27 protein-coding genes and 1 tRNA gene are annotated in these 26,068 nt (G+C 71.6%); 21 read left to right on the top strand and 7 right to left on the bottom strand.

Annotation, left to right across the window (positions count from 1 at the left end):
- The first annotated feature begins 30 nt into the window (after nucleotides 1–30).
- The 13 genes from recN to LR269_RS13350 all read left to right on the top strand — a co-directional run bounded on the left by recN (nucleotide 31) and on the right by LR269_RS13350 (nucleotide 13,063).
- On the top strand, nucleotides 31–1,728 hold the full coding sequence (gene recN, locus LR269_RS13410; protein ID WP_231431265.1) for a DNA repair protein RecN: 1,698 nt from the start codon (nucleotides 31–33) through the stop codon (nucleotides 1,726–1,728).
- Between the two features lie 118 nt (nucleotides 1,729–1,846).
- Nucleotides 1,847–3,547, top strand: a complete 1,701-nt coding sequence (locus LR269_RS13405) for a CTP synthase (protein ID WP_231431264.1) — start codon at nucleotides 1,847–1,849, stop codon at nucleotides 3,545–3,547.
- The gene (locus LR269_RS13400; protein ID WP_231431263.1) at nucleotides 3,540–4,214 is read left to right on the top strand and encodes an NUDIX hydrolase; all 675 of its coding nucleotides are present in this window, start codon (nucleotides 3,540–3,542) and stop codon (nucleotides 4,212–4,214) included. Before LR269_RS13405 ends, LR269_RS13400 begins: the two co-directional genes overlap by 8 nt.
- A complete protein-coding gene (gene xerD / locus LR269_RS13395) occupies nucleotides 4,169–5,116 on the top strand; it encodes a site-specific tyrosine recombinase XerD (RefSeq protein WP_374201127.1) in 948 nt (315 codons plus the stop codon). The genes LR269_RS13400 and xerD overlap by 46 nt, the downstream gene beginning before the upstream one ends.
- 69 nt (nucleotides 5,117–5,185) lie before the next feature.
- On the top strand, nucleotides 5,186–6,073 hold the full coding sequence (locus tag LR269_RS13390) for a ParA family protein (RefSeq protein WP_231431262.1): 888 nt from the start codon (nucleotides 5,186–5,188) through the stop codon (nucleotides 6,071–6,073).
- Nucleotides 6,057–6,926 (top strand): ScpA family protein, encoded by an 870-nt coding sequence (locus LR269_RS13385; protein WP_374201126.1) that lies wholly within the window; start codon nucleotides 6,057–6,059, stop codon nucleotides 6,924–6,926. The genes LR269_RS13390 and LR269_RS13385 overlap by 17 nt, the downstream gene beginning before the upstream one ends.
- Nucleotides 6,916–7,674, top strand: coding sequence for an SMC-Scp complex subunit ScpB (locus LR269_RS13380; protein ID WP_231431261.1), 759 nt, complete (start codon nucleotides 6,916–6,918; stop codon nucleotides 7,672–7,674). Before LR269_RS13385 ends, LR269_RS13380 begins: the two co-directional genes overlap by 11 nt.
- The gene (locus LR269_RS13375; protein ID WP_231431260.1) at nucleotides 7,667–8,446 is read left to right on the top strand and encodes a pseudouridine synthase; all 780 of its coding nucleotides are present in this window, start codon (nucleotides 7,667–7,669) and stop codon (nucleotides 8,444–8,446) included. The genes LR269_RS13380 and LR269_RS13375 overlap by 8 nt, the downstream gene beginning before the upstream one ends.
- Nucleotide 8,447: 1 nt before the next feature.
- Nucleotides 8,448–9,530, top strand: coding sequence for a prephenate dehydrogenase (locus LR269_RS13370; RefSeq protein ID WP_231431259.1), 1,083 nt, complete (start codon nucleotides 8,448–8,450; stop codon nucleotides 9,528–9,530).
- 21 nt (nucleotides 9,531–9,551) lie between these two features.
- Nucleotides 9,552–10,229 carry a (d)CMP kinase gene (gene cmk, locus LR269_RS13365; RefSeq protein ID WP_231431258.1) on the top strand — a complete coding sequence of 226 codons (678 nt, stop codon included), beginning with the start codon at nucleotides 9,552–9,554 and terminating at the stop codon, nucleotides 10,227–10,229.
- A 133-nt stretch (nucleotides 10,230–10,362) separates the two neighbouring features.
- Nucleotides 10,363–11,889: a ribosome biogenesis GTPase Der gene (gene der / locus LR269_RS13360; protein ID WP_231431257.1), complete on the top strand. Its 1,527-nt coding sequence runs from the start codon at nucleotides 10,363–10,365 to the stop codon at nucleotides 11,887–11,889.
- Between the two features lie 24 nt (nucleotides 11,890–11,913).
- Nucleotides 11,914–12,162, top strand: coding sequence for a DUF167 domain-containing protein (locus LR269_RS13355; protein WP_231431256.1), 249 nt, complete (start codon nucleotides 11,914–11,916; stop codon nucleotides 12,160–12,162).
- Nucleotides 12,155–13,063 (top strand): CHAD domain-containing protein, encoded by a 909-nt coding sequence (locus tag LR269_RS13350; RefSeq protein ID WP_231431255.1) that lies wholly within the window; start codon nucleotides 12,155–12,157, stop codon nucleotides 13,061–13,063. The genes LR269_RS13355 and LR269_RS13350 overlap by 8 nt, the downstream gene beginning before the upstream one ends.
- Before the next feature lie 13 nt (nucleotides 13,064–13,076).
- On the opposite strand, the gene LR269_RS13345 is transcribed toward LR269_RS13350, so the two are convergent.
- Nucleotides 13,077–13,331 (bottom strand): hypothetical protein, encoded by a 255-nt coding sequence (locus tag LR269_RS13345; protein WP_231431254.1) that lies wholly within the window; start codon nucleotides 13,329–13,331, stop codon nucleotides 13,077–13,079.
- A gap of 61 nt (nucleotides 13,332–13,392) precedes the next feature.
- A complete protein-coding gene (locus LR269_RS13340; RefSeq protein ID WP_231431253.1) occupies nucleotides 13,393–14,013 on the bottom strand; it encodes a GNAT family N-acetyltransferase in 621 nt (206 codons plus the stop codon).
- Nucleotides 14,014–14,091: 78 nt separating this feature from the next.
- Between LR269_RS13340 and LR269_RS13335 the strand changes: the two genes are divergently transcribed.
- Nucleotides 14,092–14,553 carry a MarR family winged helix-turn-helix transcriptional regulator gene (locus LR269_RS13335; protein ID WP_231431252.1) on the top strand — a complete coding sequence of 154 codons (462 nt, stop codon included), beginning with the start codon at nucleotides 14,092–14,094 and terminating at the stop codon, nucleotides 14,551–14,553.
- Nucleotides 14,550–15,218 (top strand): hypothetical protein, encoded by a 669-nt coding sequence (locus LR269_RS13330; RefSeq protein WP_231431251.1) that lies wholly within the window; start codon nucleotides 14,550–14,552, stop codon nucleotides 15,216–15,218. Before LR269_RS13335 ends, LR269_RS13330 begins: the two co-directional genes overlap by 4 nt.
- On the opposite strand, the gene LR269_RS13325 is transcribed toward LR269_RS13330, so the two are convergent.
- Nucleotides 15,215–16,621: a DUF2252 domain-containing protein gene (locus LR269_RS13325; protein WP_231431250.1), complete on the bottom strand. Its 1,407-nt coding sequence runs from the start codon at nucleotides 16,619–16,621 to the stop codon at nucleotides 15,215–15,217. The two genes, LR269_RS13330 and LR269_RS13325, sit on opposite strands and share 4 nt — an antisense overlap.
- Nucleotides 16,622–16,757: 136 nt before the next feature.
- Here LR269_RS13325 and LR269_RS13320 point away from each other — a divergent pair.
- Nucleotides 16,758–16,831: transfer RNA gene (locus LR269_RS13320), tRNA-Pro, on the top strand.
- Between the two features lie 182 nt (nucleotides 16,832–17,013).
- Here the strand turns inward: LR269_RS13320 and LR269_RS13315 are convergent.
- Both LR269_RS13315 and LR269_RS13310 read right to left on the bottom strand, forming a co-directional pair.
- A complete protein-coding gene (locus tag LR269_RS13315; protein WP_231431249.1) occupies nucleotides 17,014–17,178 on the bottom strand; it encodes a hypothetical protein in 165 nt (54 codons plus the stop codon).
- Between the two features lie 3 nt (nucleotides 17,179–17,181).
- Nucleotides 17,182–17,643, bottom strand: coding sequence for a DUF6325 family protein (locus LR269_RS13310; RefSeq protein ID WP_231431248.1), 462 nt, complete (start codon nucleotides 17,641–17,643; stop codon nucleotides 17,182–17,184).
- A 342-nt stretch (nucleotides 17,644–17,985) separates the two neighbouring features.
- On the opposite strand from LR269_RS13310, the gene helR reads away from it, so the two are divergent.
- Nucleotides 17,986–20,145 (top strand): RNA polymerase recycling motor ATPase HelR, encoded by a 2,160-nt coding sequence (gene helR / locus LR269_RS13305; protein WP_231431247.1) that lies wholly within the window; start codon nucleotides 17,986–17,988, stop codon nucleotides 20,143–20,145.
- A 3-nt stretch (nucleotides 20,146–20,148) separates the two neighbouring features.
- On the opposite strand, the gene LR269_RS13300 is transcribed toward helR, so the two are convergent.
- Both LR269_RS13300 and LR269_RS13295 read right to left on the bottom strand, forming a co-directional pair.
- Nucleotides 20,149–20,655 carry an O-acetyl-ADP-ribose deacetylase gene (locus tag LR269_RS13300; RefSeq protein WP_231431246.1) on the bottom strand — a complete coding sequence of 169 codons (507 nt, stop codon included), beginning with the start codon at nucleotides 20,653–20,655 and terminating at the stop codon, nucleotides 20,149–20,151.
- A 52-nt stretch (nucleotides 20,656–20,707) separates the two neighbouring features.
- Nucleotides 20,708–21,928 carry a globin domain-containing protein gene (locus LR269_RS13295; protein WP_231431245.1) on the bottom strand — a complete coding sequence of 407 codons (1,221 nt, stop codon included), beginning with the start codon at nucleotides 21,926–21,928 and terminating at the stop codon, nucleotides 20,708–20,710.
- A 108-nt stretch (nucleotides 21,929–22,036) separates the two neighbouring features.
- On the opposite strand from LR269_RS13295, the gene LR269_RS13290 reads away from it, so the two are divergent.
- From LR269_RS13290 to LR269_RS13275, 4 genes are all read left to right on the top strand, one after another.
- Complete coding sequence (locus LR269_RS13290) at nucleotides 22,037–22,651, top strand: helix-turn-helix domain-containing protein (RefSeq protein ID WP_231431244.1); 615 nt, start codon at nucleotides 22,037–22,039, stop codon at nucleotides 22,649–22,651.
- A gap of 84 nt (nucleotides 22,652–22,735) precedes the next feature.
- Nucleotides 22,736–23,314 (top strand): histidine phosphatase family protein, encoded by a 579-nt coding sequence (locus tag LR269_RS13285; RefSeq protein WP_231431243.1) that lies wholly within the window; start codon nucleotides 22,736–22,738, stop codon nucleotides 23,312–23,314.
- 89 nt (nucleotides 23,315–23,403) lie between these two features.
- Complete coding sequence (gene rlmN / locus LR269_RS13280) at nucleotides 23,404–24,633, top strand: 23S rRNA (adenine(2503)-C(2))-methyltransferase RlmN (RefSeq protein WP_231431242.1); 1,230 nt, start codon at nucleotides 23,404–23,406, stop codon at nucleotides 24,631–24,633.
- 138 nt (nucleotides 24,634–24,771) lie between these two features.
- On the top strand, nucleotides 24,772–26,022 hold the full coding sequence (locus LR269_RS13275; protein WP_231431241.1) for a Fic family protein: 1,251 nt from the start codon (nucleotides 24,772–24,774) through the stop codon (nucleotides 26,020–26,022).
- Nucleotides 26,023–26,068: the final 46 nt, after the last annotated feature.

Here is a 26,068-nt window from a genome sequence, read left to right as displayed (position 1 = left end):
AGGCCGGGATCCGATGAGGGAGGGCGCGAGTTGATCGAGGAGCTCGGCATCCGCGACCTCGGCGTCATCGCCGAGGCGACGCTGCCGCTCGGGGCCGGGTTCACGGCGGTCACGGGTGAGACGGGCGCAGGCAAGACGATGGTCGTGACCGCGCTCGGGCTGCTGCTCGGCGCTCGCTCCGACGCCGGAGCCGTGCGGTCCGGCGCGAAGCAGGCCTGGGTCGAGGGGCGATGGATCGTGCCCCAAGAGGGAGCAATCGCCGACCGCGTCGCCGAGACCGGCGGCGAGGTCGAGGCCGGCGAGCTGCTGCTCGGACGTTCGGTCTCGTCCGAGGGGCGCAGCCGCGCCGTCGTCGGCGGTCGGAGCGCTCCGGTCGGGGTGCTCTCCGAACTCGGTGACGAGCTCGTGGTGGTGCACGGGCAGGCCGACCAGCAGCGGCTGCGCTCGGCCTCGGCCCAGCGCGACGCACTCGACCGCTTCGCCGGCGCGCCGCTCGCCGAATCGCTCGAGGCGTACCGCGACGTGTTCGACCGCTGGAGGGCCGACGCCGCCGAACTCGCGCGCCTGCGCGACGAGCGCGACGCCCGCGCGCGGGAGGCCGAGGCGCTGCGAGCCGACCTCGACGAGGTCGAGGCCGTCGATCCGCAGCCCGGTGAGGACGCCGAACTCCACGAGCGTGCCGAACGGCTCTCGAACCTCGAAGAGCTCCGCCTCGCCGCCGCCCAGGCGAAGGCGCTCGTCTCGGGCGACGAGGTCGTCGACGACGCTCCAGACGCGGTGACGCTCATCGAGGCCGCACGGCGGCACCTCGAGCGGGTCGCCGAGCACGACGCGGCGCTCGCACCGATCGCGGAGTCGCTTGCGAACGCCGGCTTCCTCCTGGCCGACGCGGGCACCGAGCTCGCCGGCTACCTCACCGGGCTCGACACCGATGGCGCCCGCGAGCTCGAGCTCGTGCAGGAGCGCCGGGCGGTGCTCGCCGGCCTCATCCGCCGCCACGGCGATCTCGACGGCGTGCTCGCGTTCCGGCGCGACGGCGGGCTGCGACTCGTCGAGCTCGACGGCGACGACGAACGCATCGCCGAGCTCGACATCGCCGTCGCCGAGCTCGCGGCCGAGGTCGATCGACTCGCCACCCGCATCACCGAGCAGCGCACCGAGGCGGCCGCGCGGCTCGCCGAGGCCGTGACGCACGAACTCGCGGCCCTGGCCATGCCCGACGCGGTGCTGAGCGTCAGCGTGGAGCCGAGCGCCGAGCCGACGACGCACGGGCGCGACCACGTCGCCATCCTGCTGCGGCCGCATCCCGGTGCCGAGCCCCGCTCGGTCTCGCGCGGCGCGTCCGGCGGCGAGCTCTCGCGGGTCATGCTCGCGATCGAGGTCGTGATCGCCGGCACCGACCCCGTGCCCACGTTCGTCTTCGACGAGGTCGACGCGGGTGTCGGCGGCGCCGCGGCCATCGAGATCGGGCGTCGCCTCGCCCGCCTCGCCGAACGCTCGCAGGTCATCGTCGTCACCCACCTCGCCCAGGTCGCCGCGTTCGCGACGAACCACCTGAGCGTCGTCAAGGGCACCGATGGCGCGGTCACCGCGTCGAGCGTGCGACAGCTGCAGGGCGCCGAGCGCGAAGCCGAGATGGCGCGGCTGCTCTCGGGGCTCGCCGATTCCGAGAGCGGGCTCGCGCACGCGCGGGAGTTGCTCGAGATCGCCTCCGAACGGGCGGCCTGAGATCACCGGCCGCAGGGCCGAACCGACCGGGGCCGATCGGCCCCGCACGACGAAGGGGGAGCGCGTGGGGCATGTCGCGGCAAGCGATCGGGAACGTGGGTTAGAATACAAGCCCGTGGTGGATGAACGCGGAAGAGCGCAGAGCGCAGACAATAACGACACGACCAAGCACATCTTCGTGACCGGTGGTGTCGTTTCTTCGTTGGGCAAGGGACTCACCGCCGCGAGCCTCGGCAACCTGCTGACGGCGCGCGGCCTCCGGGTGGTCATGCAGAAGCTCGACCCCTATCTCAACGTCGACCCCGGCACGATGAATCCGTTCCAGCACGGCGAGGTCTTCGTGACCGACGACGGCGCTGAGACCGACCTCGACATCGGCCACTACGAGCGCTTCCTCGACATCGACCTGTCGCAGGCGGCGAACGTCACGACCGGCCAGATCTATTCGACGGTCATCGCGAAGGAGCGTCGCGGCGAGTACCTCGGAGACACGGTGCAGGTGATCCCGCACATCACCGACGAGATCAAGCGCCGCATGCGCCTGCAGGCGACCGAGAGCCCGAAGCCCGACGTCATCATCACGGAGATCGGCGGCACGGTCGGCGACATCGAGTCGCAGCCGTTCATCGAGTCCGCGCGCCAGGTGCGTCACGAGCTCGGCCGCAAGAACGTGTTCTTCGTGCACGTCTCGCTCGTGCCGTTCATGGGCGCCTCGGGCGAGCAGAAGACGAAGCCGACCCAGCACTCGGTCGCAGCGCTGCGCTCGATCGGCATCCAGCCCGACGCGCTCGTGCTCCGCAGCGACCGCCCCGTCACCGAGTCGAACAAGCGCAAGATCGCGCTCATGTGCGACGTCGACGAGGCCGCCGTGGTGAACGCGGTCGACGTGCCCTCGATCTACGACATCCCGACGATGCTGCACGAGCAGGGCCTCGACTCGTACCTCATCGACGCGCTCGGTCTCGGCGAGAAGGCCGACGCCGTCGACTGGTCGGGCTGGAGCGACCTGCTTCGCGTCGTCCACGACCCCAAGCACGAGGTGAGGATCGGCCTGGTCGGCAAGTACATCGACCTGCCCGACGCGTACCTCTCGGTGACCGAGGCGCTCCGCGCAGGCGGTTTCGCGAACGACGCGAAGGTCAACATCGAGTGGATCCCGTCCGACGAGTGCCAGACGCCCGAGGGGGCGCAGAAGCACCTCGCCCATCTCGACGGCATCTGCGTGCCCGGCGGGTTCGGCGTGCGCGGCATCGAGGGCAAGCTCGGTGCGTTGCACTTCGCGCGCGACAACGGCATTCCCGTGCTCGGCCTGTGCCTCGGCCTGCAGTGCATGGTCATCGAGTACGCGCGCAACGTCGCGGGACTGCCAGGTGCGTCGTCGAGCGAGTTCGACCCCGACACCGAGTTCCCGGTCATCGCGACGATGGAGGAGCAGGTCGAGATCATCTCGGGCGGCGACCTCGGCGGCACGATGCGACTCGGCCTCTACCCGGCGAAGCTCGGCGAGGGCACGATCGCGGCCGAGCTGTACGGCTCGACCGATGTCAGCGAGCGCCACCGGCACCGCTACGAGGTCAACAACGCGTACCGCGATCGCATCGCCGAGGCGGGCCTCGTGTTCTCCGGGCTCTCGCCCGACCGCAACCTCGTCGAGTACGTCGAGCTTCCGCGCGACGTGCACCCGTTCTACGTCGGCACGCAGGCGCACCCCGAACTGCGCAGCCGCCCGAACGACGCGCACCCGCTGTTCCGCGGCCTCGTCGGCGCAGCGCTCGAGCGTCAGCAGGCGAGCCGCCTCTTCGACGTCAACAATGGCTGAAGCTGCTGACGCGGCCGTCGGCGGGTCGTTCGATCGTCTCGCCGACGACCCCGTCGAACTCGCGATCATCGAGAGCGAGGAGGTCTTCGCCGGTCGGGTCTGGAGCATCCGGCGCGAGACCTTCGAGCTCGGCGGCGCGCCGATCGTGCGCGAGTTCATGGACCACACGGGCGCCGTCGGCGTGCTCGCGCTCGACGAGCACGACCGTGCGCTGCTCATCAAGCAGTACCGCCACCCGGTGCGCATGCGCGACTGGGAGATCCCGGCGGGCCTCCTCGACGTCGCGGGCGAAGACCCGCTCGCAGCCGCGCAGCGCGAGCTCGCCGAAGAGGCCGACCTCGAAGCATCCGAGTGGGCGGTGCTCGCCGACTTCGCGACCTCTCCCGGGGGCAGCGACGAGGTCATCCGCGTCTACCTCGCGCGCGGTCTGCGCGCGAGGCCCGAGGCGTTCGACCGCGAAGACGAAGAGGCCGAGCTCGAGACGCGGTGGGTGCCGCTCGACGAGTGCGTCGACGCGGTGCTCGAGCGGCGCGTGCACAACGGCCCTCTGGCGATCGCGGTGCTCGCCGCGCACGCGGTGCGCGGCCGCGGGTGGCGCGGCCTCGGCGAGGCGGATGCCCCGTGGCCGAGTCGCACCGCACCGGTACGGGGCGCGTCGGCACCGTGACGACCGCCGCGCGGGTCGACGGGTACCTGCGGCATCTCGCCGTGGAGCGCGGCCTGTCGCGCAACACGACGGCGTCGTACCGGCGCGACCTCGCGATCTACGCCGGTTGGCTCGCCGACCGCGGCCCGGGCGACCTCGACCTGGTCACCGAACGCGACCTGTCCGACTTCGTGCGCTTCCTCGGCGCCGAGCGCGATCCCGTGCTCGCGACCTCCTCCGTCGCACGAGTGCTGTCCGCCGTGCGCGGGCTGCACCGGTTCCTCGCCGAGGAGGGCGAGCTCGCCTCCGACGTGTCGCGCGAGCTGCGCCCCCCGAAGCTCCCGGCCCGGCTCCCCAAGGCGATCCCGGTCGAAGACGTCGAGGCGCTCATCGCCGCCGCGGGCGGTGACGAGCCGGCGCAACTGCGCGACGCCGCCCTGCTCGAACTCCTCTACGCGACCGGCGCCCGCGTGACCGAGGCGATCTCGCTCAACGTCGACGACCTCATCGACGACGAGGTCGTCCGCCTGTTCGGCAAGGGCGGCAAGCAGCGGGTCGTGCCGCTCGGCAGCTACGCCAGGCGGGCGATCGGCGCCTACCTGGTGCGCGCCCGGCCGGTCTTCTCGGCGCGCGGGCAGGCGACTCCGGCCCTGTTCCTCGGTGTGCGCGGCCGGCGGCTCTCGCGCCAGGCGGCGTGGGACGTCATCCGCGCAGCGGCAGAACGGGCGGGGATCGAGGCATCCGTCTCACCGCACACCCTTCGCCACTCGTTCGCGACCCACCTGCTCGAGGGCGGGGCCGACGTGCGGGTCGTGCAGGAGCTGCTCGGGCACTCGTCGGTCGCGACCACGCAGATCTACACGCTCGTCACAGCCGATACACTCCGGGAGATGTACACGGCAGCACACCCACGTGCTCGCTAGAATCGACCCAGCCCAGATCCGAACAGGGCCGACAGCGAGCGGCCCCGGCCCCAGGAGAGAAGACGACACGTGACGCAGCACAAGCACGACTCGGCGGACGGGATCGCTTCGCTGGAGCCGGAGCTGGGTCCGACGGGTCGTCCGCACCGCGAGTTCCCCGATCCGAAGCCGCTCACGTCGCACGGGCCCGCGCGCATCATCGCCCTGTGCAACCAGAAGGGCGGCGTGGGCAAGACCACGACGACGATCAACCTCGGCGCGACCCTCGCCGAGTACGGCCGCCGCGTGCTCGCGATCGACTTCGACCCGCAGGGCGCGCTGTCGGCCGGTCTCGGGGTGCAGACGCACGACGTGCCGACGATCTACGACCTGCTCCTCTCGCGCCAGCTCGAGCCGAAGGACGCGATCCAGCAGACGACCGTCGAGGGCCTCGACGTCATCCCGGCGAACATCGACCTCTCGGCGGCCGAGGTGCACCTCGTCACCGAGGTCGCCCGTGAGCAGATCCTCGCGGGCGTCCTGCGCCGCGTCGCACCCGACTACGACGTCATCCTCATCGACTGCCAGCCGTCGCTCGGGCTCCTGACCGTGAACGCGCTCACGGCGAGCCACGGCGTCGTCATCCCGCTCGAGTGCGAGTTCTTCGCGCTCCGCGGCGTCGCCCTGCTCATCGAGACGATCGACAAGGTGCGCGACCGCCTCAACCCGGCCATCGCGCTCGACGGCATCCTCGCGACGATGTACGACGCTCGCACGCTGCACTCGCGCGAGGTGCTCGAGCGGGTCGTCGACGCGTTCGGCGACAAGGTGCTCGAGACGGTGATCACACGCACGGTGAAGTTCCCCGACGCGACGGTCGCGGCGACGCCGATCACCGAGTTCGCTCCCGAGCACCAGGCCTCGAAGGCGTACCGGCAGCTCGCGAGGGAGCTGGTCTTCCGTGGCGCGGTCGCCTGAGCGGGCGCCCGCCGACGAGGCTGCATCAACCGACGGCGCCGCGGTGACGGATGCCTCGGCCGGGGGCGACGACGCCGGGTTCCGGGTCGCACTGACCAACTTCGAGGGGCCCTTCGACCTGCTGCTCTCGCTCATCGCGAAGCACGAGCTCGACATCACCGAGGTCTCGCTCTCGAAGGTGACCGACGAGTTCATCTCCTACCTGAAGGGCCTCGACTCCGAGGAGGAGCTCGACCGTGCGAGCGAGTTCCTCGTGGTGGCGGCGACGCTGCTCGACCTCAAGGTGGCGGGCCTGCTGCCGCAGGGCGAACTCGTCGACGCCGAGGACGTCGCGCTGCTCGAGGCGCGCGACCTGCTGTTCGCCCGCCTGCTGCAATACCGCGCCTTCAAGGAGGCGGCTCGCTGGTTCAGCGGTGAGCTCGACGCCGAAGCCCTGCGCCACGCTCGCACCGTGCGGCTCGAGGAGAAGTTCCGGCAGCGGGCGCCCGAGCTCGTGTGGACGCTCTCGGCCGATGACTTCGCCGCGCTCGCGACGCTCGCCCTCACCCCGCGCGAGATCCCGGTCGTCGGGCTCGACCACCTGCACGCGCCTCTCGTGTCGATCCGCGAGCAGGCCGCTCAGGTCGTCGCCGTGCTGCGCCGCGGCGAACCGGTGACCTTCCGACAGTTGATCGCCGGGGTCGCCCAGCGGGGCGTCGTCGTCGCGCGCTTCCTCGCCGTGCTCGAGCTGTACCGGCACGCGGCGATCGGCTTCGACCAGATCGAGCCGCTCGGCGAGCTGACCTTGCACTGGGCCGCCGAGCACTGGTCCGACGAGAACCTCGAGAGCCTGGGGGCCGACTATGACGAATGAGACCACGCACGCGGAGGAGGGCGTCGAGTCGGCGCCGCCCGCCGTGTCCGGCGACGGCCAGGAATCGCCGACGCCGTTGGCTCCTCACTCTGCCGACGACGGCCCCGAACTGTCGGTGGCGACCCCGCTCGATGTGCCCGGCCAGCCACGCCTCGACCTCGACCGCGCGATCGAGGCGATCCTGTTCATCGCCGACGAGCCGCAGAGCGTCGTCCACCTCGCGGCTGCGGTCGCCCGTCCGGTCGCCGAGGTGCGCGCCTCGATCGCACGACTGCGCGACGACTACGACGGCGGCGCCGCGTCGGGCGAGCCGCGCACGGACCTCGCCGCCGAGGAGGCGACGGCACGAGGCATCCGTCGCGCCTTCGAGCTCCGCGAGGTCGGCGGCGGCTGGCGGTTCTACGTGCGCGGCGAGTACGACGCCCTCGTCACCGACTTCGTGGTGACCCAGTCGTCGACGCGGCTCTCGCAGGCCGCGCTCGAGACGCTGTCGGTGATCGCCTACAAGCAGCCGATCTCACGCTCGCAGGTCGCGTCGATCCGGGCCGTCAACGTCGACTCGGTCGTGCGCACGCTGCTCGGCCGTGGGCTCGTCACCGAGGTCGACACCGACCCCGAGACCGGGGCGATCCTCTACGGCACGACCGAGTTGCTGCTCACCAACCTCGGCATCAACTCACTCGACGAGCTGCCGCCGATCTCGCCGCTGCTCGACGACGGACAGGGAGGATTCGACCTCGATGGCTGAATCGGATGTCGCAGGCGTGCGCCTGCAGAAGGTGCTCGCCGCCGCCGGCGTTGCGAGCCGGCGCGTCGTCGAGGAGTACATCCTCGCGGGACGCATCGAGGTGAACGGCCGCATCGTCACCGAGCTCGGCACGCGAATCGACCCCGAGAGCGACCTCGTCTCGGTCGACGGCGTCGCCGTGCAGCTCGACACCGCGAAGCGCTACTACATGCTCAACAAGCCGACGGGCGTCGTCTCGTCGATGCGCGACGAGCAGGGGCGCCCCGACCTCCGCCGGTTCACCGACGACCTCGAGGAGCGCGTCTACAACGTCGGCCGGCTCGACGCCGAGACGAGCGGCCTGCTCGTGCTCACGAACGACGGCGAGCTCGCGCACGTGCTCGCGCACCCGTCGTTCGGGGTCGAGAAGACCTACGTCGCGAAGGTGCGCGGCCGGCTCACCCCGCAGACGCTGCAGCGACTCAAGCAGGGCATCGAGCTGGACGACGGCCCGATCAAGGCCGATCGCGCGAAGATCCTGCAGACGCAGGGCGACGACAAGCACACGATCGTCGAGATCACCCTGCACTCGGGCAAGAACCGCATCGTGCGTCGCATGCTGAAGGCGGTCGGCCACCCGGTCGTCGACCTCGTGCGTCGCCAGTTCGGCCCCCTGCACCTCGGTACACTGAAGGCCGGTCAGCTGCGGGAGCTGACGAAGGACGAACGCGGCCGGCTGCTCACCATCGCCAGGGCCGCAGGTGGCGGCGCACCCGCCCGAGAGGGGCACTGACGTGGTCGAATCGCGGCTCACCGGCCCGGTGCGCGTCGTCGGTGCCGGCCTGCTCGGCACGAGCGTCGCACTGGGGCTGCGGGGCCGAGGCCTCGACGTGATCCTCGCCGACGCCTCGCCGACGCACGTGGCGATCGCGACCGATCTCGGCGCCGGGCGTCCCGCCCGGCCCGACGACGCGCCCCAGCTCATCGTGGTCGCGGTGCCGCCCGACGTGACGGCGCGCGTCGTCGCCGACGAGCTCGCGGCGTTCCCCGACGCGATCGTGACCGACGTCGCGAGCGTGAAGGCCGGGATCCTCGACGAACTCGTCGACCGCGGCGCCGACGTCTCGCGGTACATCGGCTCGCATCCGCTCGCCGGGCGCGAACGCGGCGGCCCGCTCGCCGCCCGAGCCGACCTCTTCGCGGGCCGGCCCTGGGTCGTCGCCGCGCACGACGCGATCAGCTACCAGCGCGCCGGGGCGATCGACGACCTGATCCTCGACCTCGGGGCGACCCTCGTCGAAATGACCCCGGACGAGCACGACCGCGGGGTTGCCCTCATCTCGCACGTGCCGCAGGTCGTGGCGAGCGTCATGGCCCGCCGGTTCATCGACGCGCCCAATGCGGCGCTCGGGCTTGCAGGGCAGGGCGTGCGCGACGTCACCCGCATCGCCGCGAGCGACCCCGACCTCTGGGTGCAGATCCTCGGCGCGAACTCGGCGCCCGTCCGCGACATCCTCGTCGCCTTCCGCGACGACCTCGACCGCTTCATCGACGCGCTCGGCGATCCGGCGGCACCCGGCGCCCGGCGCCGCGTCGCCGAGGAGTTGACCGGTGGCAACACCGGCGTCTCGCGCCTGCCGGGCAAGCACGGCACCGACAAGCGCTTCACGACCGTCGTCGTCATGGTTGACGACCGGCCGGGCCAGTTGGCGCGGCTGCTCGCCGAGATCGGCGAGATCGGCGTCAACCTCGAAGACCTGCGGCTCGAGCACTCGCCTGGACGACAGGTCGGCCTCGCAGAAGTGCAGGTCGTGCCCGAGGCAGCCGACCGACTGACCCATGAGCTGGCCGAGCGCGGCTGGCGCATCGCCGGCTGAGCCGGCCCGAACCACCACCAAATGGAGGCATCCGTGGAGATCCCCGTCGTCGTCGCCGTCGATGGCCCCGCCGGCAGCGGCAAGTCGAGCGTGTCGAAAGCCGTCGCCAAGCGACTCGGGTACGGATTCCTCGACACCGGCGCGGCGTATCGCGCGTTCGCCTGGCACGTCGAGGCGTCGGGCGTGGACACCGACGACGCGGACTCCGTCGTCGCGTGCCTCGCGAGCTTCGACTACCGCATCGGCACCGACCCGGCCGGATACCGCGTGCACGTCGGAGCGACCGACGTGACCGAGGCGATCCGCGACCCGCAGATCTCGGCTGTCGTGAGCCGTGTCGCCCGTGTGCCGGAGGTGCGCACGCACCTCATCGAGCTGTTCCGGTCGATCATGACCGCCGAGGTGCGCCCCGGCATCGTCGTCGAGGGTCGCGACATCACGACCGTCGTCGCCCCCGACGCGCCGGTGCGCGTGCTGCTCACGGCCTCCGAGGAGGTGCGGATGGCCAGGCGCGCCGCCGAGCTCATCGGCAGCTCGGTCGATGCCGTCGGCGAGGCCATGCGCAAGCGCGACGCCGCCGACTCGAAGGTGGTCGAGTTCATGACCGCCGCCGAGGGCGTCACGACCGTCGACTCGACCGAACTCGACTTCGACCAGACCGTCGACGCGATGATCGCGGTCGTCGAGGCCCGCGCCTGACGAGGCCCGATCCGGTCGTTCCCGCGACCGCCCCGTCACGCGGGAGACCGCGGCGGCATCCCGAGTTCCCAGCCGGCATACGGCAGACTGGTAGCCGCGCGCATTCGCGCCCACGATCTTTCCAGGAGACAGCATGACCGACCAGCGCGACGAGAACCTGCGCGACGAGTACGGCGACGTCGCGGACGACGGCCTGGCCGAGCGGCTCGCCGACGTCGACGACGAGCTCGCCGAGCAGCGGGCGGCAGCCCTGCGCTCGGGCCTCAGCGACTACGAGCTCGACGACGACGACCTCGAGGTGCTCGAGCTCTCGGAGGAGGGCGAGGAGGGCATCCGATACCTGCCCGCCCTTCCGGTCATCGCGATCGTCGGTCGCCCGAACGTCGGCAAGTCGGCGCTCGTGAACCGCATCCTCGGTCGCCGCGAGGCCGTCGTCGAGGACACCCCCGGCGTCACCCGTGACCGCGTCTCGTACAAGGGCGAATACCTCGATCGTCGTTTCACGCTCGTCGACACCGGCGGCTGGGAGCCCGACGCGAGGGGCATCGACGCCTCGGTCGCAGCCCAGGCCGAGGTCGCGATCGACCTCTGCGACGTCGTGCTCTTCGTCGTCGACGCGACCGTCGGCGCCACTGCGACCGACGAGCACGTGGTGCGCCTGCTGCGCAAGACGAAGAAGCCCGTCTTCCTCGTCGCGAACAAGGTCGACGACGCCCGCCAGGAGCCCGAGGCCGCTGCGTTGTGGAACCTCGGACTCGGTGAGCCGTATCCGGTCTCCGCGTTGCACGGCCGCGGCGTGGCCGACATGCTCGAGCAGGTCTTCAAGGTGCTGCCGCAGGTCTCTGCGGTCGCGAAGGAGGAGTTCGGCGGCCCCCGCCGGGTCGCCATCGTCGGCCGGCCGAATGTCGGCAAGAGCTCGCTGCTCAACAAGGCCGCAGGCGAGGAGCGGGTGGTCGTCAACGACCTGGCCGGCACCACGCGCGATCCCGTCGACGAGCAGATCGAGCTCGGCGGAAAGATCTGGCGGTTCGTGGACACGGCGGGCATCCGCCGCAGGGTGCACCTGCAGCAGGGCGCCGACTTCTACGCGTCGCTGCGCACGCAGGCCGCCCTCGAGAAGGCCGAGGTCGCGGTCGTGCTGCTCGATGTGACGCAGCCGATCTCCGAGCAGGACGTGCGCATCATCGACCTCGTGCTCGAGTCGGGTCGTGCGCTCGTGCTCGCCTACAACAAGTGGGACCAGCTCGACGACGACCGCCGCCGTTACCTCGAGCGGGAGATCGAGCAGGACCTGCACCACGTGACGTGGGCGCCCCGGGTGAACATCTCGGCGCGCACCGGCCGTCATCTCGAGAAGCTCGTCCCCGCGCTCGAGACCGCGCTCGAGGGTTGGGACACCCGTGTCCCGACCGGCAAGTTCAACGCCTTCCTCACCGAGCTCACCCAGGAGCACCCCCATCCGGTGCGCGGCGGCAAGCAGCCGCGCATCCTGTTCGGCACCCAGGCGGGCAGCCGCCCGCCGACATTCGTGCTGTTCACGACGGGGTTCCTCGACCCGGGCTACCGCCGCTTCATCCAGCGGCGCCTGCGCGAGGTCTACGGCTTCGAGGGCACGCCGATCGTCGTGAACATGCGCGTGCGCGAACGCCGCCAGCGCTAGCGTCGGCGGCACGGGGAGCGGCCCATGGAGGTCACCGTCCGGGTGAAGCCCGGCAGTCGCAAGGGTCCGCTCGTCGAGGCGACCGACGACGACCCGGCGGCGTCGCTGACCGTCTTCGTGCGCGAGCGCGCCGTCGACGGTGCGGCGAACGCCGGCGTCGTCGCGGCGATCGCGTCGCACTTCGGCGTGCCGAAGCGCGACGTCGAGATCGTGCGCGGCGCGACCGCGCGCGTCAAGCGGGTGCGGGTCGACCTCGGGGCGCCCGATGCATGAGGATGCCTCCGGCCGGGCGCGCGCGGTCGTCATCGCAGCCCTCGCGGAGTATTCGGCCCGGCTCTCGGCGCTCGCTCCGGCGGTGTCCGCTGACGAACACGACGCGGTGCACCAGGCGAGAGTGCTCGTCCGCCGGATTCGCAGCGTGCTCGCCGCGTACCGGAGGCTGTTCGACCGCGCCGAGGTCGCTCACGTTCGCGACGAACTCGCCGGGCTCGGCGATGTGCTCGGCCGCGTGCGGGATCTCGAGGTTCGGGTCGCCCAGGCGGAGGCGCGCCTCGATGCCCGGGTGCCCGCCGCGATGCGGAGGCGACTCGTCGACGACGTCCGAGCCCGGCACCGACGTGCGCATGCGCGACTCGTCGCGGGGCTCCGCTCCGGCGGTCCGATGGCGGCGCCGATCGATGGGTTCCTCGCCGCCCAGGCGCCGGCGCGGCGCGGCGCGCCCGAGACCCGGGCGGCGCTCGAGGTGGGGCTGGCCGGGCCGCTCGTGGCGGAGGCAGCGCGCGTGAGACGGGCATGGGCACGGGCAGGAAGCGACCTCGCATCGCTGCATCGCCTTCGCCGAGCCGCGCGACGACTGCGTTACGCCGTGGACGCCGTGACCGACGGGCCGGTGCCGGTGTTCGGCGATGAGGCGCGGGCCGTCTCGGTCGCGGCGGAGGCGGTGCAGGACCTGCTGGGCGCGCATCGGGATGCATGCCTGTTCGCCGACGATCTCGCCGCCATCGGCGGCGACGGCGACGGTGGCGATGGTGGCGGTGGCCAGGCGTCGATCGCCGCATACCGCGAGCTCGCGGCGGCTGTGCAGGCCGAGGCTGCCGCTCGGTTGCGCGGGCTGCCCGCGGCGATCGACGAGCTGCACGTGCGCGCGCGGGTGTTCGAGCGCGTCGGTGACTGACGCGTGGGCTCGATCAGAGCTCGCGGATGATCGCCGCCCGTTGGGCCTCGTACTCGCCCGGGGATACGACACCGCGATTCCGCAGGTCGTCGAGCTCTCGGAGGCGCGCTTCGACCGACCGTGGGAGCGCGGCGGCGCGGTCGTCGACTGCGCCCTGGCGTCGGGTGACGAGCACGATGGGGACGACGATCGCGGCGACGACCAGCGCGAACACGAGCAGCACCCCGAAGATGACGAGGACGTGCCAACCACCCATTCCGTAGAACATGAGGTCATCGTAGCGCCGCCCGCACGCGCGATGCCGGCAGGTTCGCCCCGCCTTCCCCGCCTCAGTCGAGCTGGAGTTGCATGATCGCGCGATCGGACCGCGGACGCGCCACCTCGTTGAAACCGGCGTCGACGAACATCGAGACGGTGCCGTGGTAGAGGTCGGCGGCAGGGGTCTTCGCCCGCTCGGCCGGATCGATGGCGTACCCTTCGAGCACGCGGGCGCCGTTCGCGCGCGCGTAGTCGACGGCGGCGACGGCGAGCGCACGACCGACGCCCCGCATGCGGTACTCACGGGGGACGACGAAGCACGACACGGCCCAGACGCTCTCGTCGTCGAAATCGGGCTCGGGGGTCGCACCGGCGATGATGCGACTGCGCTGCAAGCGGGGGAGCCTCGGCCGCGGCTCGACGGCGCACCAGCCGACCGGGGTCTCGTCGTCGTAGGCGAGGAGGCCCGGACCGGTGCCGGACGCCTCGAGCTGATGATGCAGGAGGTCTCTCATGTCGTCGGGGGACGCGGTGCGCCAGTCGGCGGGCGGGAGCTTGAACCACTGGCACCAGCACCGGGCGGGGTCGCCCTTCGTGCCGAACACGGCCTCGACATCGGCGAACGGGACATCGCCCGCCGGCACGACGCGTAGCGGATTCGGCTCGAGCTCACCGCTCAGATCGCTCATCATGGAGCCCACGCTAGCGGTCACCACCGACATCGCCACGGCGAATCGTGAATGTAGGTAACAATGCAGTAGACTCACGATATGACGCCCGAGATCACCGTGCTCGACCGCCTCCTGGAGGTGAGCGAACTCTTCCAGAAGGACATGGCGCGCGCGTTCGCGGGCACCCCGCTCACGCCCTCGCGCGTGCGGGTGCTCTGGGATCTCGCGGCGAACGGCCCCTCGACCCAGCACGCGCTCGCGGCCCGGCTCGAGGTGAGCCCCCGCAACGTCACGGGCCTCGTCGATGCGCTCGAGGCGGGCGGATACGTCCTGCGTTCGCCCCATCCGCATGATCGCCGGGCGATCGTCGTCTCGCTCGAGCCATCCGCAGCGACACTGATGGCGAACATGCAGCAGGAGCATGCCGACCTCACGGCCGATCTGCTCGGCGCGGTCGCGCCGGGCGACCGGGCGGCGCTCGAGCGCGGCATCACCGCCATCGCCGAGCGCCTCCGCGACCTCGTCGCGGAGGCGGCCGACGGCCCGGCGGGTGCGTCGTGAGCACCGCGGTGGGCACCGACCGCGCGGCCTCCGGCCTGCGCGGCGCCTGGGAGGTCGTGAAGCGGGCGCTTCGAATGGAACTCGCCATCTACGCGAGCATCGGGCGTTTCATCGCCCGGCGCCCCGCGATCGAGCGCGGCGGCGCGGGGTTCGGCTACCATCGGCCGGTGCTGACGGTGCTCATCATCTTCATCGTGCTGTCGGCGGTGGAGATCCCGATCTTCGATCTCGTCGTGCATCGCTGGCCGGCCGTGCGCATTCCCCTCCTCGTGCTCGGCATCTGGGGGCTCACGTGGATGTTCGGGCTCCTCTGCGCCTACCTCGTCCGGCCGCACACGGTCGGCCCGGCCGGCATCCGGGTGCGTGCCGGGCTCGAGACCGACGTGCTGCTGCAATGGGACGACATCGCCTCGGTGGCGCGTCGACTGCGCGTCGACGAGCCCAAGTCCCCGAAGATCGTCGAGACGGGCGACGGTGCGGATGCCGCGCGGATGCTGCTGCTGCGCGTCAACAACGAGACCGTCATCGAGATCGAGCTCGAGCGGCCCACCCCGGTGCTGCTGCCCGGGCACGGTGCCGCCGGGGGAGCGCAGCTCGTCGACGCGGTGCGCATCTGGGTCGACGATCCGACGGCGTTCATGGACGAGGTGCGCACGTACCTCTAGTGCTCGGCGACCGGGAACCGCCCGGCCTCGATCGCCGCGCAGAAGGCCTCGTAGTCGGCGCGCGACTGCTCGGCGTACGCGAGCGACCACTCGGCGATCGCCGCGTCGAACCGTTTGCTCCGGCCCGTGTATCCGGCGATGAACCCGGCTCGCGGGCTCTGGGAGTGCGCACGGGCGAGCTTCGTCGCGCAGGCCTCGACGTAGTCGAAGAACGCCGGTCGATCGAGGTCGGCGAGGTCGAACGAGGCGTTCAGATCGCGGAACTGGCGCACGTAGTATCCCCGGCCCTCGACGGTGATGTGCCCGAGGAACAGGTCGGAGGTGGACTGCAGGATCCGCTGCAGCGTGACCACCCGTGCGCCGCCCGTGAGTTCGTCGATCCGGGCCGACGGCGGCCGGTCTTCGCGATCGCGCAGTCCGCCGAACTCGTCGAGCACCGACCGGCCCGCCTCCTTCACCTGCAGGATGACGATGTCGCCGTGCGATCCGGCGAAGACGACGATGAAGCACCGGGTGCCGACGCTGCCCACGCCGACGACTCGGCGAGCGACATCCGTCGCCGTGTACTGGGACATGAGCATCGCGACGTCGGGCGGAACGGTGCGCAGGTAGTCCTCGACGATGCCGCCCAGGCGCGCCTCGATCTCGGCGGGCACGTGGGTCAGCGTGGGCGGCTGCTCGCGGATGAACGGCGCCCCCGAGGCATCCCGATCCATGATCTTGGCCGCGACCCGCTCGGACGTGCGCTTGGACGCGTCCTTCACGACGCGCCGGATCGCGAGACGCGAACTGGCGTGCCTGCCGCCGGCGGGGTTGCCGAGGTCGCGGAGGTAGAACCGCTCGACGGGGGAGAGGTCGGTCATGCGGTGGATGCTTCGCCGGTAGGCCGCGACCGCGTGAGCCGCCGCCTCGCGGCCGGTGTCGTCGTCGAACCCGTTCGACCGGGCGCCGATCACGACGCTCGTGGCCAGGCGCTTGAGGTCCCACTCCCACGGGGCGAGCGATGCCTCGTCGAAGTCGTTCAGGTCGAACACGAGGCTGCGGTCGGGCGCGGCGAAGACGCCGAAGTTGCTGATGTGCGCATCGCCGCAGGCGACGACGAAGAAGCCCGTGTCGATCGAGCTCGCCAGGTCGGCCGCCTGCAGCGCGGCCGTGCCGCGGAAGAACGCGAATGGGCTCTCGGCCATGCGCGCCATGCGGAGCGGCACGAGCGCCTGCAGCCGGTCGGCGTTCTGGCGCTCGATGATGCCGAGCGGGTCGCGATGCTCGGGTGGTTCGTAGCGCGCGTGCCTCGAGCGCTTCGCATGCTGCCGCGCCTCGCGCCCTGCCTCGCGGTAGGAGTCGCGCGCGGCGACCGTGCCGTGCTCGTAGCGGAGTCGCCCCACGGGGTCGGTCGTCGACATGGCTCGATCGTGCCACAGGCGTGCGTCGGGGGATAGGCCGCGAGCGGGGGTGCAGGTGTCGACGTGCGCGCGTGCACGAGCACCCCTCCGGATACCGCTATGATGGTCAAGTTGCCTCGGCGAGATGCCGGAGCATCGGGCTGTGGCGCAGCTTGGTAGCGCACTTGACTGGGGGTCAAGGGGTCGCAGGTTCAAATCCTGTCAGCCCGACGCAAATGCCCCGGTGAGAATGAATTCTCACCGGGGCTTCGTCGTCTCCGGCGACCGCTGTGAGGCGTCGACCTGCACGGCGCTGCCTCGAGATCCGCGTGACGAGGGCTGGTCGACCGCTGACATGAGGATGCCTCGGCGGGATCGACATCCCACCGAGGCATCCGCTCGTCTCGCGCCGCTCAGAAGCGGCGGTCGCGCCGATCTTCGCGGCGGTCCTGTCGTCGGTCCTGTCGCCGGTCGATGCCGTTCGAGACGACCTTCGCCGTGCCGACCACTGCCGCGGTGCGCGCGACGGGGCGACCGATCATGCCGACGCGTCCGACGCGTCCGATTCCGATGGGCATCTTCTACTCTCCTTCTTTCGCCATCGAGGCGATCAGCGCCTGCGTGGGGATGCGGCCCGACGCGATGAGCTGGCCGCCAGTCTTGCGCAGGGCCACCGCGAACGGGGCGGCCCACGTGTTCTCCCAGACGAGCACGGCCGCGGCGCTGCCGGGCTCCATCGCCGCCGAGATGTCGATGAGGTCGGCCTCGGCGAGCACGTCGGCGAGCGACGCCTCGATGACGCCGAGCGGGCCGAGGTCCTCGAAGTCCTCGAATTCGTCGACGTCGATCGATCCGTCCTCGCGCTTGTGCACGACGACGAGGTCGAGCACCCGGATCGTCTCGGACGCGACGAGCGCTGCGAGCTCGGCGGCGGCCTCGCCCGTCAATCGGGTCGCCCCCGCCGGGAACTCGACGACGATGTAGTCGATCGGCCCCAGTTCTTCCTCGGTGAGGTCGAGGTCCTCAGTGGTCTGTTCCGACACGTGCCGGCTCCCTTCGTCGGTCGCACCGCCTCGTCGAGGGGTGCGAGTCCATCAAAGGGCGCGCGCTCGCCGTGCGGCATCACGTGAACTGCGTGAATCGCGGGCGCAGGTCTCGGCGGCCTCGGCGATGTGCGCCGATGTCGGCACGGGTGCGCGGCGGATGCATCGGGAGCGGGTGGCGTCGGTGCGATACTCGCCGAGGGCCGCAGGCCCGGGCCTCGCCGGCATGCGAATGGCGGGACCCCGTCCCGCCACGTCCAGTCTATCCGGGGGAGGGGGGCTTGCGGCAAGGGCCCCCGTCGGGGTCATGATGGACGCTTTCCGCCGATCTGGAGCGCGCATTTGACCCTCTCGTCCACCGACGTCTTCGCCCTGCCCGACCGCCTCGCCGCCAAGGCGGCGCCCGAATCGATCGCCGTCGACGTGCGGCACTTCGCGCGCATCGCCGAGCGCCTCGACGCGCAGGTCGCAGAGGCCGAGTCCCGGCTCGCCGAACTGCGCGCCGCACCCGCCCGGGGCGGGCAGGCCGGACTCGATCGGGACCTCGAGATCCATCGCCTGAGCGGCCGGCTGCGACTGCTGCGGCGCTTCGGTCTCGACCTGTGCCTCGGCCGAATGGTCGGAACAGACGGCCGCGAGCCCGTCTACGTCGGACGAGCGGGGCTGAGCGCCGACGACGGCGAACCGCTGCTCATCGACTGGCGGGCCCCCGCCGCCGAACCGTTCTTCGGGGCGACGCACGGCGACCCGATGGGGCTCTCGAGCCGACGGCGATACCGCTGGACCCGAGGCCGCATCACCGACTACTGGGACGAGGTGTTCACGCCCGGCGAGCACGCGGGCGGGCTCGCGCCCGACGACCAGTCCGCGTTCATCGCGAGCCTCGGAGCGAGCCGTTCGCCCCGCATGCGCGACGTCCTCGGCACCATCCAGGCCGACCAGGACGCGATCATCCGCGCGGGGTCGCGCGGTGCGCTCGTCGTCGACGGGGGGCCCGGGACCGGCAAGACCGTCGTCGCGCTGCACCGTGCCGCCTACCTTCTCTACTCCGACCCGCGGCTCGACGCCCGGCGCGGCGGGGTGCTGTTCGTCGGCCCGAGTCACGCATACATGTCGTACGTCGACGATGTGCTGCCGAGCCTCGGCGAGGAGGGCGTGCAGATGGCGACGCTGCGGGACCTCGTCGACGAGGGCGCGGGCGCGGTACCCGAGAGCGACCCCGAGACGGCGCGCCTGAAGGCGACGGGTGAACTCGTCGGTGCGATCGAGTCGGCCGTCAGGGCCTACGAGCGACCGCCCGCCGACGAGCTCGTCGTCGAGACCCCGTGGGCGGAACCGATCCTGACCGCCGCCGACTGGTCGGAGGCGTTCCACGCTCCCGAGGCCGGCACGCCGCACAACGACGGCCGGGCCGAGGTGTGGGAGGCGCTCGTCGAGATCCTCGTCGACCAGGTCGGCGACGACGAGGTGCCGGCGGCCCTCGTCCGGCGGGCGGTCGAGCAGGACGAGGAGCTCGTGCGCGTGTTCAACCGCGCCTGGCCGCTGCTCGACCCGGCCGGCGTCGTCGCCGACCTCTGGGCGGTGCCCGCCTATCTCGAGCGCTGCGCACCGTGGCTCACGCCGACGCAGGTGGCGCGCCTGCAGCGTGACGAGCCCCGGGCATGGACCGCGGCCGACCTGCCGCTGCTCGATGCTGCCCGCCGTCGCATCGGCGATCCCGAGGCGACCCGTCGCCGGAGAAGGCAGCGGCTCGCGGCGGCCGCCGAGCTCGAGCAGCGCGAACGGGTGCGCGACGAGCTCATCGCGGCCGACGACTCCGAGATGCTGATCATGTCGATGCTGCGCGGCCAGGACGTCGCGAACACGCTCGCCGACGATGTCGACAGCCGGCCGCGCACCGATCCCGAACTGCTCGCGGGGCCGTTCGCGCACATCGTCGTCGACGAGGCGCAGGAGCTCACCGACGCCGAATGGCAGATGGTGCTCGCCCGTTGTCCGTCGCGCAGCCTCACGATCGTGGGTGACAGGGCGCAGGCCCGGCACGGGTTCACCGAGACCTGGAGCGATCGGCTCGCCCGCCTCGGTCTCACGAACACGCGGCTCGCCTCGCTCGGCATCAACTACCGCACGCCGGAGGAGGTGATGGCGGTTGCGGAGCCGGTCATCCGAGCCGCATTGCCGGATGCGAACGTGCCGACGTCGATCCGGCGCAGCGGCGTGCCGGTCGCGTACGGCTCGATCGGCGAACTCGGCGCGGTGCTCGAACGCGGGCTCGCCGGGCAGCCCGAGGGCACGGCGTGCGTGATCGGGGCGCCCGATTTCGTCGGAACTTCGCGTGTGCGCTCACTCACGCCCGAGCTTTCGAAGGGACTCGAGTTCGACCTCGTCGTCCTCGTCGACCCCGATCGCTTCGGCGACGGTGACGGCGTCGAGGGCGCGGTCGACCGCTACGTCGCGATGACGAGGACGACCAGGCAGCTCGTCGTCCTCACGAGCGGCTGACCGTCAACCGCGTTCGGCGAGGGCCGCACGGATCCGTTCGAACGTCCCGGGATCGCGGGTGACGAGCCGAGCCTCGTCGACGCGGGTCTCCGCCGCCTCGATCGTCTCGACCGCGACCGCGATCGCATCGTCGAGCGGCCAGCCGTAGACGCCGGCGCTGACCAGCGGGAACGCGATCGAGCGGACGCCGAGCTCGTCGGCGACGGAGAGCGAGCGCCGGTAGCACGACTCGAGGAGCGAACGATCGCGCTCGCCGGAGCGGTGGTCGGGGCCGACGGTGTGCACGACCCAGGTCGCCGGGAGCACCCCGGCGGTCGTCCACCCCGCGTCGCCGGTCGCAAGGCCGTACGGGAAACGTGCGATGCAGTCGTCGAGGATCGCCGGGCCGCCGGCGCGGTGGATCGCGCCGTCGACGCCGCCGCCACCGCGCATCGCGTTGTTCGCCGCGTTGACGATCGCGTCGACGTGCTGTTCCGTGATGTCGCCGAGTACGGCGGTGACGACGGCCATGCACCCAGTCTGCACCGGGCGGCCCGTTCGTGCGAGGCCGCCCGGTGCGGGATCAGGCCGGGACGGCGGCCGGGTTCTGCGCCCACAGGTCGGGGCCGAACACCTCGTACTGGATCTGCTCGCTCGGGATGCCGCGGGCCATGAGCGTCTCGCGCATCGCGCGCATGAACGGAAGCGGCCCGCACATGAACACGGTCGATCCGTCGGGCAGCTCGACGTCGCCGAGGTCCATCAGGCCCGGCAGGGCCGGGTGCAGCGTCGGGGCGTCGGCGGCGTCGCGCTCGTACCAGTTCTGAGCGCGGGCGTCGTCCATGGCGAGCACCTGTCGGCGGAGGGACGGATACAGCGCATGCGTGTCGTGCGCGCGATCGGCGTGGAACAGGCGCACCGTGCGGTGCGGCTGCGTGCGCGACAGGTTCTCGAGGATCGCCGCGATCGGCGTGATGCCGATGCCCGCCGAGACGAGCACGAGCGGGGCGTCCGAGTCGTCGAGCACCACATCGCCCGCCGGGTGCGAGACATCGAGGATCGTGCCGGGTCGTGCGTGCTCGTGCAGCCAGCCCGAGACCTGTCCGTCGGGCGCGCCGTCGACCCCGAGCACGCGCTTGATGGTGACCCGCAGCGAGTCCCCGCGAGGGCCGGACGAGATCGTGTACTGCCGCGGCTGTCGCGAGCCGTCGGGCAGGTCGACGGCGATCGCGACGTACTGCCCGGTGCGATGACCGGGCACGACGCCCTCGACGGGTGCCAGTACGAGCGAGAAGACCTCGTCGGACTCCTCGAAGCGCTCGACCACTCGGTAGCTCCGCCACGGGTGTTCGGGGTCGGTTCCCCCGAGCGCGTACAGCTTCGCCTCCTCCGCGATCAGTGAGCAGCCGAACAGCCAGTACACCTCGTCCCATGCCGCGCGCACATCGGGGGTGACCGCGTCGCCGAGCACGGCACCGACCGCATCGAGCAGGTGCTTGCCCACGATCGTGTACTGACGGGCCGTAATGCCCAGCGAGACGTGCTTGTGCGCGATGCGCCGCATCACCGGGGTGAAATCGGGAGCGTCAGGATCGATGAGCTGCACGGCGAACGCGACGACCGAGGCGGCGAGCGCCTTGGGCTGCTCGCCGATCGCCTGGTTCGCGCGATTGAAGACGCGCAGGAGTTCGGGGTGCGCGGCGAACATGGCCGGGTAGAACACCCTGGTGATCTCCTCGGCGTGCTCGGCGACCACGCCGGCGGTCGCGCGGACGATGGCTTCGGACTCGGCAGAGAGCTGCATGACGTACCTTCCAGATTCGACAGAACGCGTCCCTCCGAGTCTCGAACCGTGCCGCGGCGTGCGCTCGCCGTTCCACCGGTTTAATTCGACACGACGTAGAATTGCTGGGTGCCACGTCGAGTCGGAGACTTCCGCGGTCTCACGCAGCCGAGCCGCATCCGCCTGCTCCGAGCCATCCAGCGCGAACCCGGCCGCCGTGCGAGCGAGCTCGCCGAGGAAAGCGGGATCCCGACGAACACGGTGCGCGATCACCTGCAGGTCCTCGAGCGCGAGGGCCTCATCCGCGGCGTGGCCGTGCCGACGCAGTCGCGCGGGCGACCGCCGATCGGCTTCCATCCGGTGCAGGATGCCGCGACGAGCGCGGTCGCGGGGGAGCGCATCGCGGGGGCGCGGCGGCGAGGTGCCCTCCTGCGCGCCACGACGGGCGTGATCGACGGCGACCTCGACGAGGACGCCCGCATGCAACTCGACGTGCTCTACGAGCACCTCGACGACGCGGGGCTCGAGCCCGCGGTCGACGAGGCCGAGCTCTCCTTCGAACTCGCGCCGTGCCGCTACCACGATCTCATCGACGACGACATGGCGCTCGTCTGCTCGGTGCACGCTCGCCTCGTCGGCGACGTGCTCCGCCAGACCGGTGGTCCGCTCGCCCTCAAGGGTCTCCAGCCGTTCGTCACCGATCATCGCTGCAAGGTCGCGCTCGCGCGCCGCGAGGCGGACTGACACCGCCGACCCTGCGCGAGTCCTCGTCGTGTCGAGACCGGAGCGGCCGGAGTCCCCACCGCGGCGGTGTGGAATCGTGGGGGCATGCCGACGACGACCCTGTACCTGATCCGCCACGCCGAGGCCGCCGTCGATGACGAGCGTGCGGATCCGGGCCTGTCGCCCCGCGGCGAGCTTCAGGCCGCCGCACTCGCCCGTCGGCTCTCGGCGATGCGAGTCGATGTCCACGACGACGTCCTGCTCCACAGCTCGCGCCGTCGTGCCGCCGCCGCGGCCGCGATCGTCGCGACGGCGCACGCCGGCTGGGCGAGCCGAGCGAGCGACGACGTCGAGGATCGCACCGCCGTTCCCGAGGACCTCTCGGCGGTGCCCGAGCGGTACCACCGTCTCCTGCGCGACGTGCCCGCCGACGAGCACGACCCCGACGGGCGTCGTCTCGACGCCGCCGTCCGGTCATTGAGCGCGATCGGCGACCAGGATCGCACCGTGGTCGCGATCACCCACGCCTTCGTCGTGGGCTGGTTCGTGCGGTCCGTGCTCGATGCCCCGGCCTGGCGATGGATCAGCCTCCCCGTCTCGAACGCCTCGCTGACCGTGCTGCAGTGGCAGTCCGACCGCGAGCCTCGCGTGCTCTCCTTCAACGACACGGGGCACCTCGCCTGACGCGCGGGACGATGATCGGGAGGCGATACCGACGGCGCATCCCACGAGGCATCCAGCGTTCGCCCGACCGGGCCGCGTACCCTTGAGAGGTGACGAACTCGACCGACCAGACCGCCGCCGCTGCGGTGCGCCCCACGAAACCTCGCCAGGTGCGCCCGGCCACCGAAGGCTGGGAGCAGAAGAAGGGCCCCGACGGGCGGCCGATGCTGCAGTTCGCCTCGCCCAAGCGCGGCAAGCCGCCCGTGCACCTCGCCGACATCGCGCCGGCCGACCGCAAGGCGCACGTCGCCGAGCTCGGCTTCCCGGGCTATCGCGCCGCGCAGCTCGCCACGCACTACTTCGTGCACCACACGAACGACCCGGCCGAGATGAGCGACCTGCCCGCGGCCTCGCGCGACGAGCTCGTCACGACGGTGCTGCCGAAGCTCCTCACCGAGGTCCGCCGGTTCACGACCGACAACGGCGACACGATCAAGTTCCTGTGGAAGCTGCACGACGGCGCCCTCGTGGAGTCCGTGCTCATGCGCTACCCGGGCCGAATCACGCTGTGCGTCTCGAGCCAGGCCGGTTGCGGCATGAACTGCCCGTTCTGCGCGACCGGGCAGGCCGGCCTGACGCGCAACATGTCGGCGGCCGAGATCGTCGAGCAGGTCGTGCTGGCGAACGCCGCCCTCGCACGCGGAGAGCTCGGCGGTCGCAAGAAGGGCGACCACACGCCCGATCGCGTCTCGAACATCGTGTTCATGGGCATGGGGGAGCCGCTCGCGAACTACGCCCGGCTCATGTCGGCGGTGCGCACGATGCTCGCGCCCGCGCCCGAGGGGCTCGGCATGTCGGCACGAGGCGTGACGGTCTCGACCGTCGGTCTCGTGCCGGCCATCAGGAAGCTCGCCGACGAAGACCTCCCCGTGACGTTCGCGCTCAGCCTGCACGCCCCCGACGACCAGTTGCGCGACGAGCTCATCCCCGTGAACTCGCGCTGGAAGGTCGACGAGGCGCTCGACGCCGCCCGTGCCTACTTCGACAAGACCGGTCGTCGCGTCTCGATCGAGTACGCCCTCATCAAGGACATGAACGACCACGGCTGGCGCGCCGATCTGCTCGCGGAGAAGCTCAACGAGCGCGGTCGCGGCTGGGTGCACGTCAACCCGATTCCGCTGAACCCGACGCCGGGCTCCATCTGGACGGCCTCCGACACGGACGTGCAGCAGGAGTTCGTGCGCCGGCTCGAGGCGGCCGGCATCCCGACGACCATCCGCGACACCCGCGGCAAGGAGATCGACGGCGCCTGCGGGCAGCTTGCGGCGGCCGACGCCTAGGCGGCGTGGTTCCGGCGGTGCGGATGCCGCGGACGATCCGGCTGGGTCGGCGGACAGCCGAGGCATCCGACGTAGTATTTCAACTTTAGATGACCTAAAGTTGAAATACTGATCGATCGTCGACGGATGGAGGGCGCCATGAGCCGATTCGTCGAACGCACCTGGCACCCGAGCGACGCCGGGCACCTCAGCCGGCGGGACCGCGAGCCGGGCCGATTCCTCGCCTACGTGCCCGACGAGCTCGGTGAGGGCCTGCCCGAGCCGGGCGGCGCCGCCCGCCGGGCCGCCGAAGACGCGCTCGCCGTGCTCGCGCGCGCCGACGAACGGATCGGCGCGCGGGGCAGGTACCTCAACCACCTGCTCATCCGTTCCGAGAGCATCTCGTCGTCGTGGATCGAGGGCAACCGCATCACGCCGAAGCGGCTCGCGATCGCCGAGCTGCTCGAGGCAGGGCCGAAGGTCGCGCTCGACGTCGTGGCGAACGTGCGCGCGACCGAGCGCGCGATCGACGAGCTCGCCGATCGCGAGCGGGCCGTCACCGCCGCCGACCTCGAACGGCTGCAGCACCTGATCGAGCCGACGCTCGCGCCCGGCCTTCGCACCGAGCAGAACTGGGTGGGCGGCACAGGGTGGAGCCCGCTCCGCGCCGACTTCGTGCCGCCGCCCGAGTCCGAGGTGCCCCGCCTCGTCGACGATCTCGCCCGGTTCGTCACGGCGACCGACGGGAACCCGGTCGTGCGTGCGGCGATCGCCCACGCGCAGTTCGAGACGATCCACCCGTTCATCGACGGCAACGGCCGCACCGGTCGCGCCATCATCCACACGGTGCTGCGGCGGGCCGACGCGGTGCGCAACGTGCTCGTGCCGATCAGCACCGTGTTCGCCGGCGACACGAACGCCTATCTCGCGGGGCTCACCGCCTTCCGCGCCGACCCGCCCGCGCTCGACGACTGGATCATCGGCTTCGCGCACGCGGCCGAGCTCGCCGCCGGCAACGCCGTCCGCCTCGCCGACGAGCTCGACCGCCTCGACGAGGAACTGACCCGGCAGCTCGTCGAGAGCCGCCGAGCGCGCGGCGCCTCGCCGGCCGTCCCGCGCAGCGACGCGGTCGTGCTGAAGGTGCTCGGCGATCTCGCCGCCGAGCCGGTGCAGACGATCGACCACGTCGCGACCCGTCACGGCGTCTCGAAGGCCGCCGCCCAGCGCGCCCTGGCGGAACTCGCCGATGCCGGGGTGCTCGGACGCAACAAGGACCAGAAGGGCCGCCTCATCTGCTGGACGGCAGACCGCCACCTCGCGCTCGTCTCGCTCACCGAGCGCAGCAACCGGGTCGGCGGCGGCGACACCCGCGACCGCGCGCCGCGGCTCGGGCCGCCACGGCCGGCCTGAGCCGCGGTCGGCCGCGACGGTCACCGAGGTCGGGCGTCAGCGGCCC

Source organism: Agromyces sp. S2-1-8 (genome assembly GCF_021129215.1).
GTDB classification, from domain to species: Bacteria; Actinomycetota; Actinomycetes; order Actinomycetales; family Microbacteriaceae; genus Agromyces; species Agromyces chromiiresistens.
Note: the sequence above shows the minus strand (reverse complement) of the source record. Positions and strands in the feature narration are given on the sequence as shown.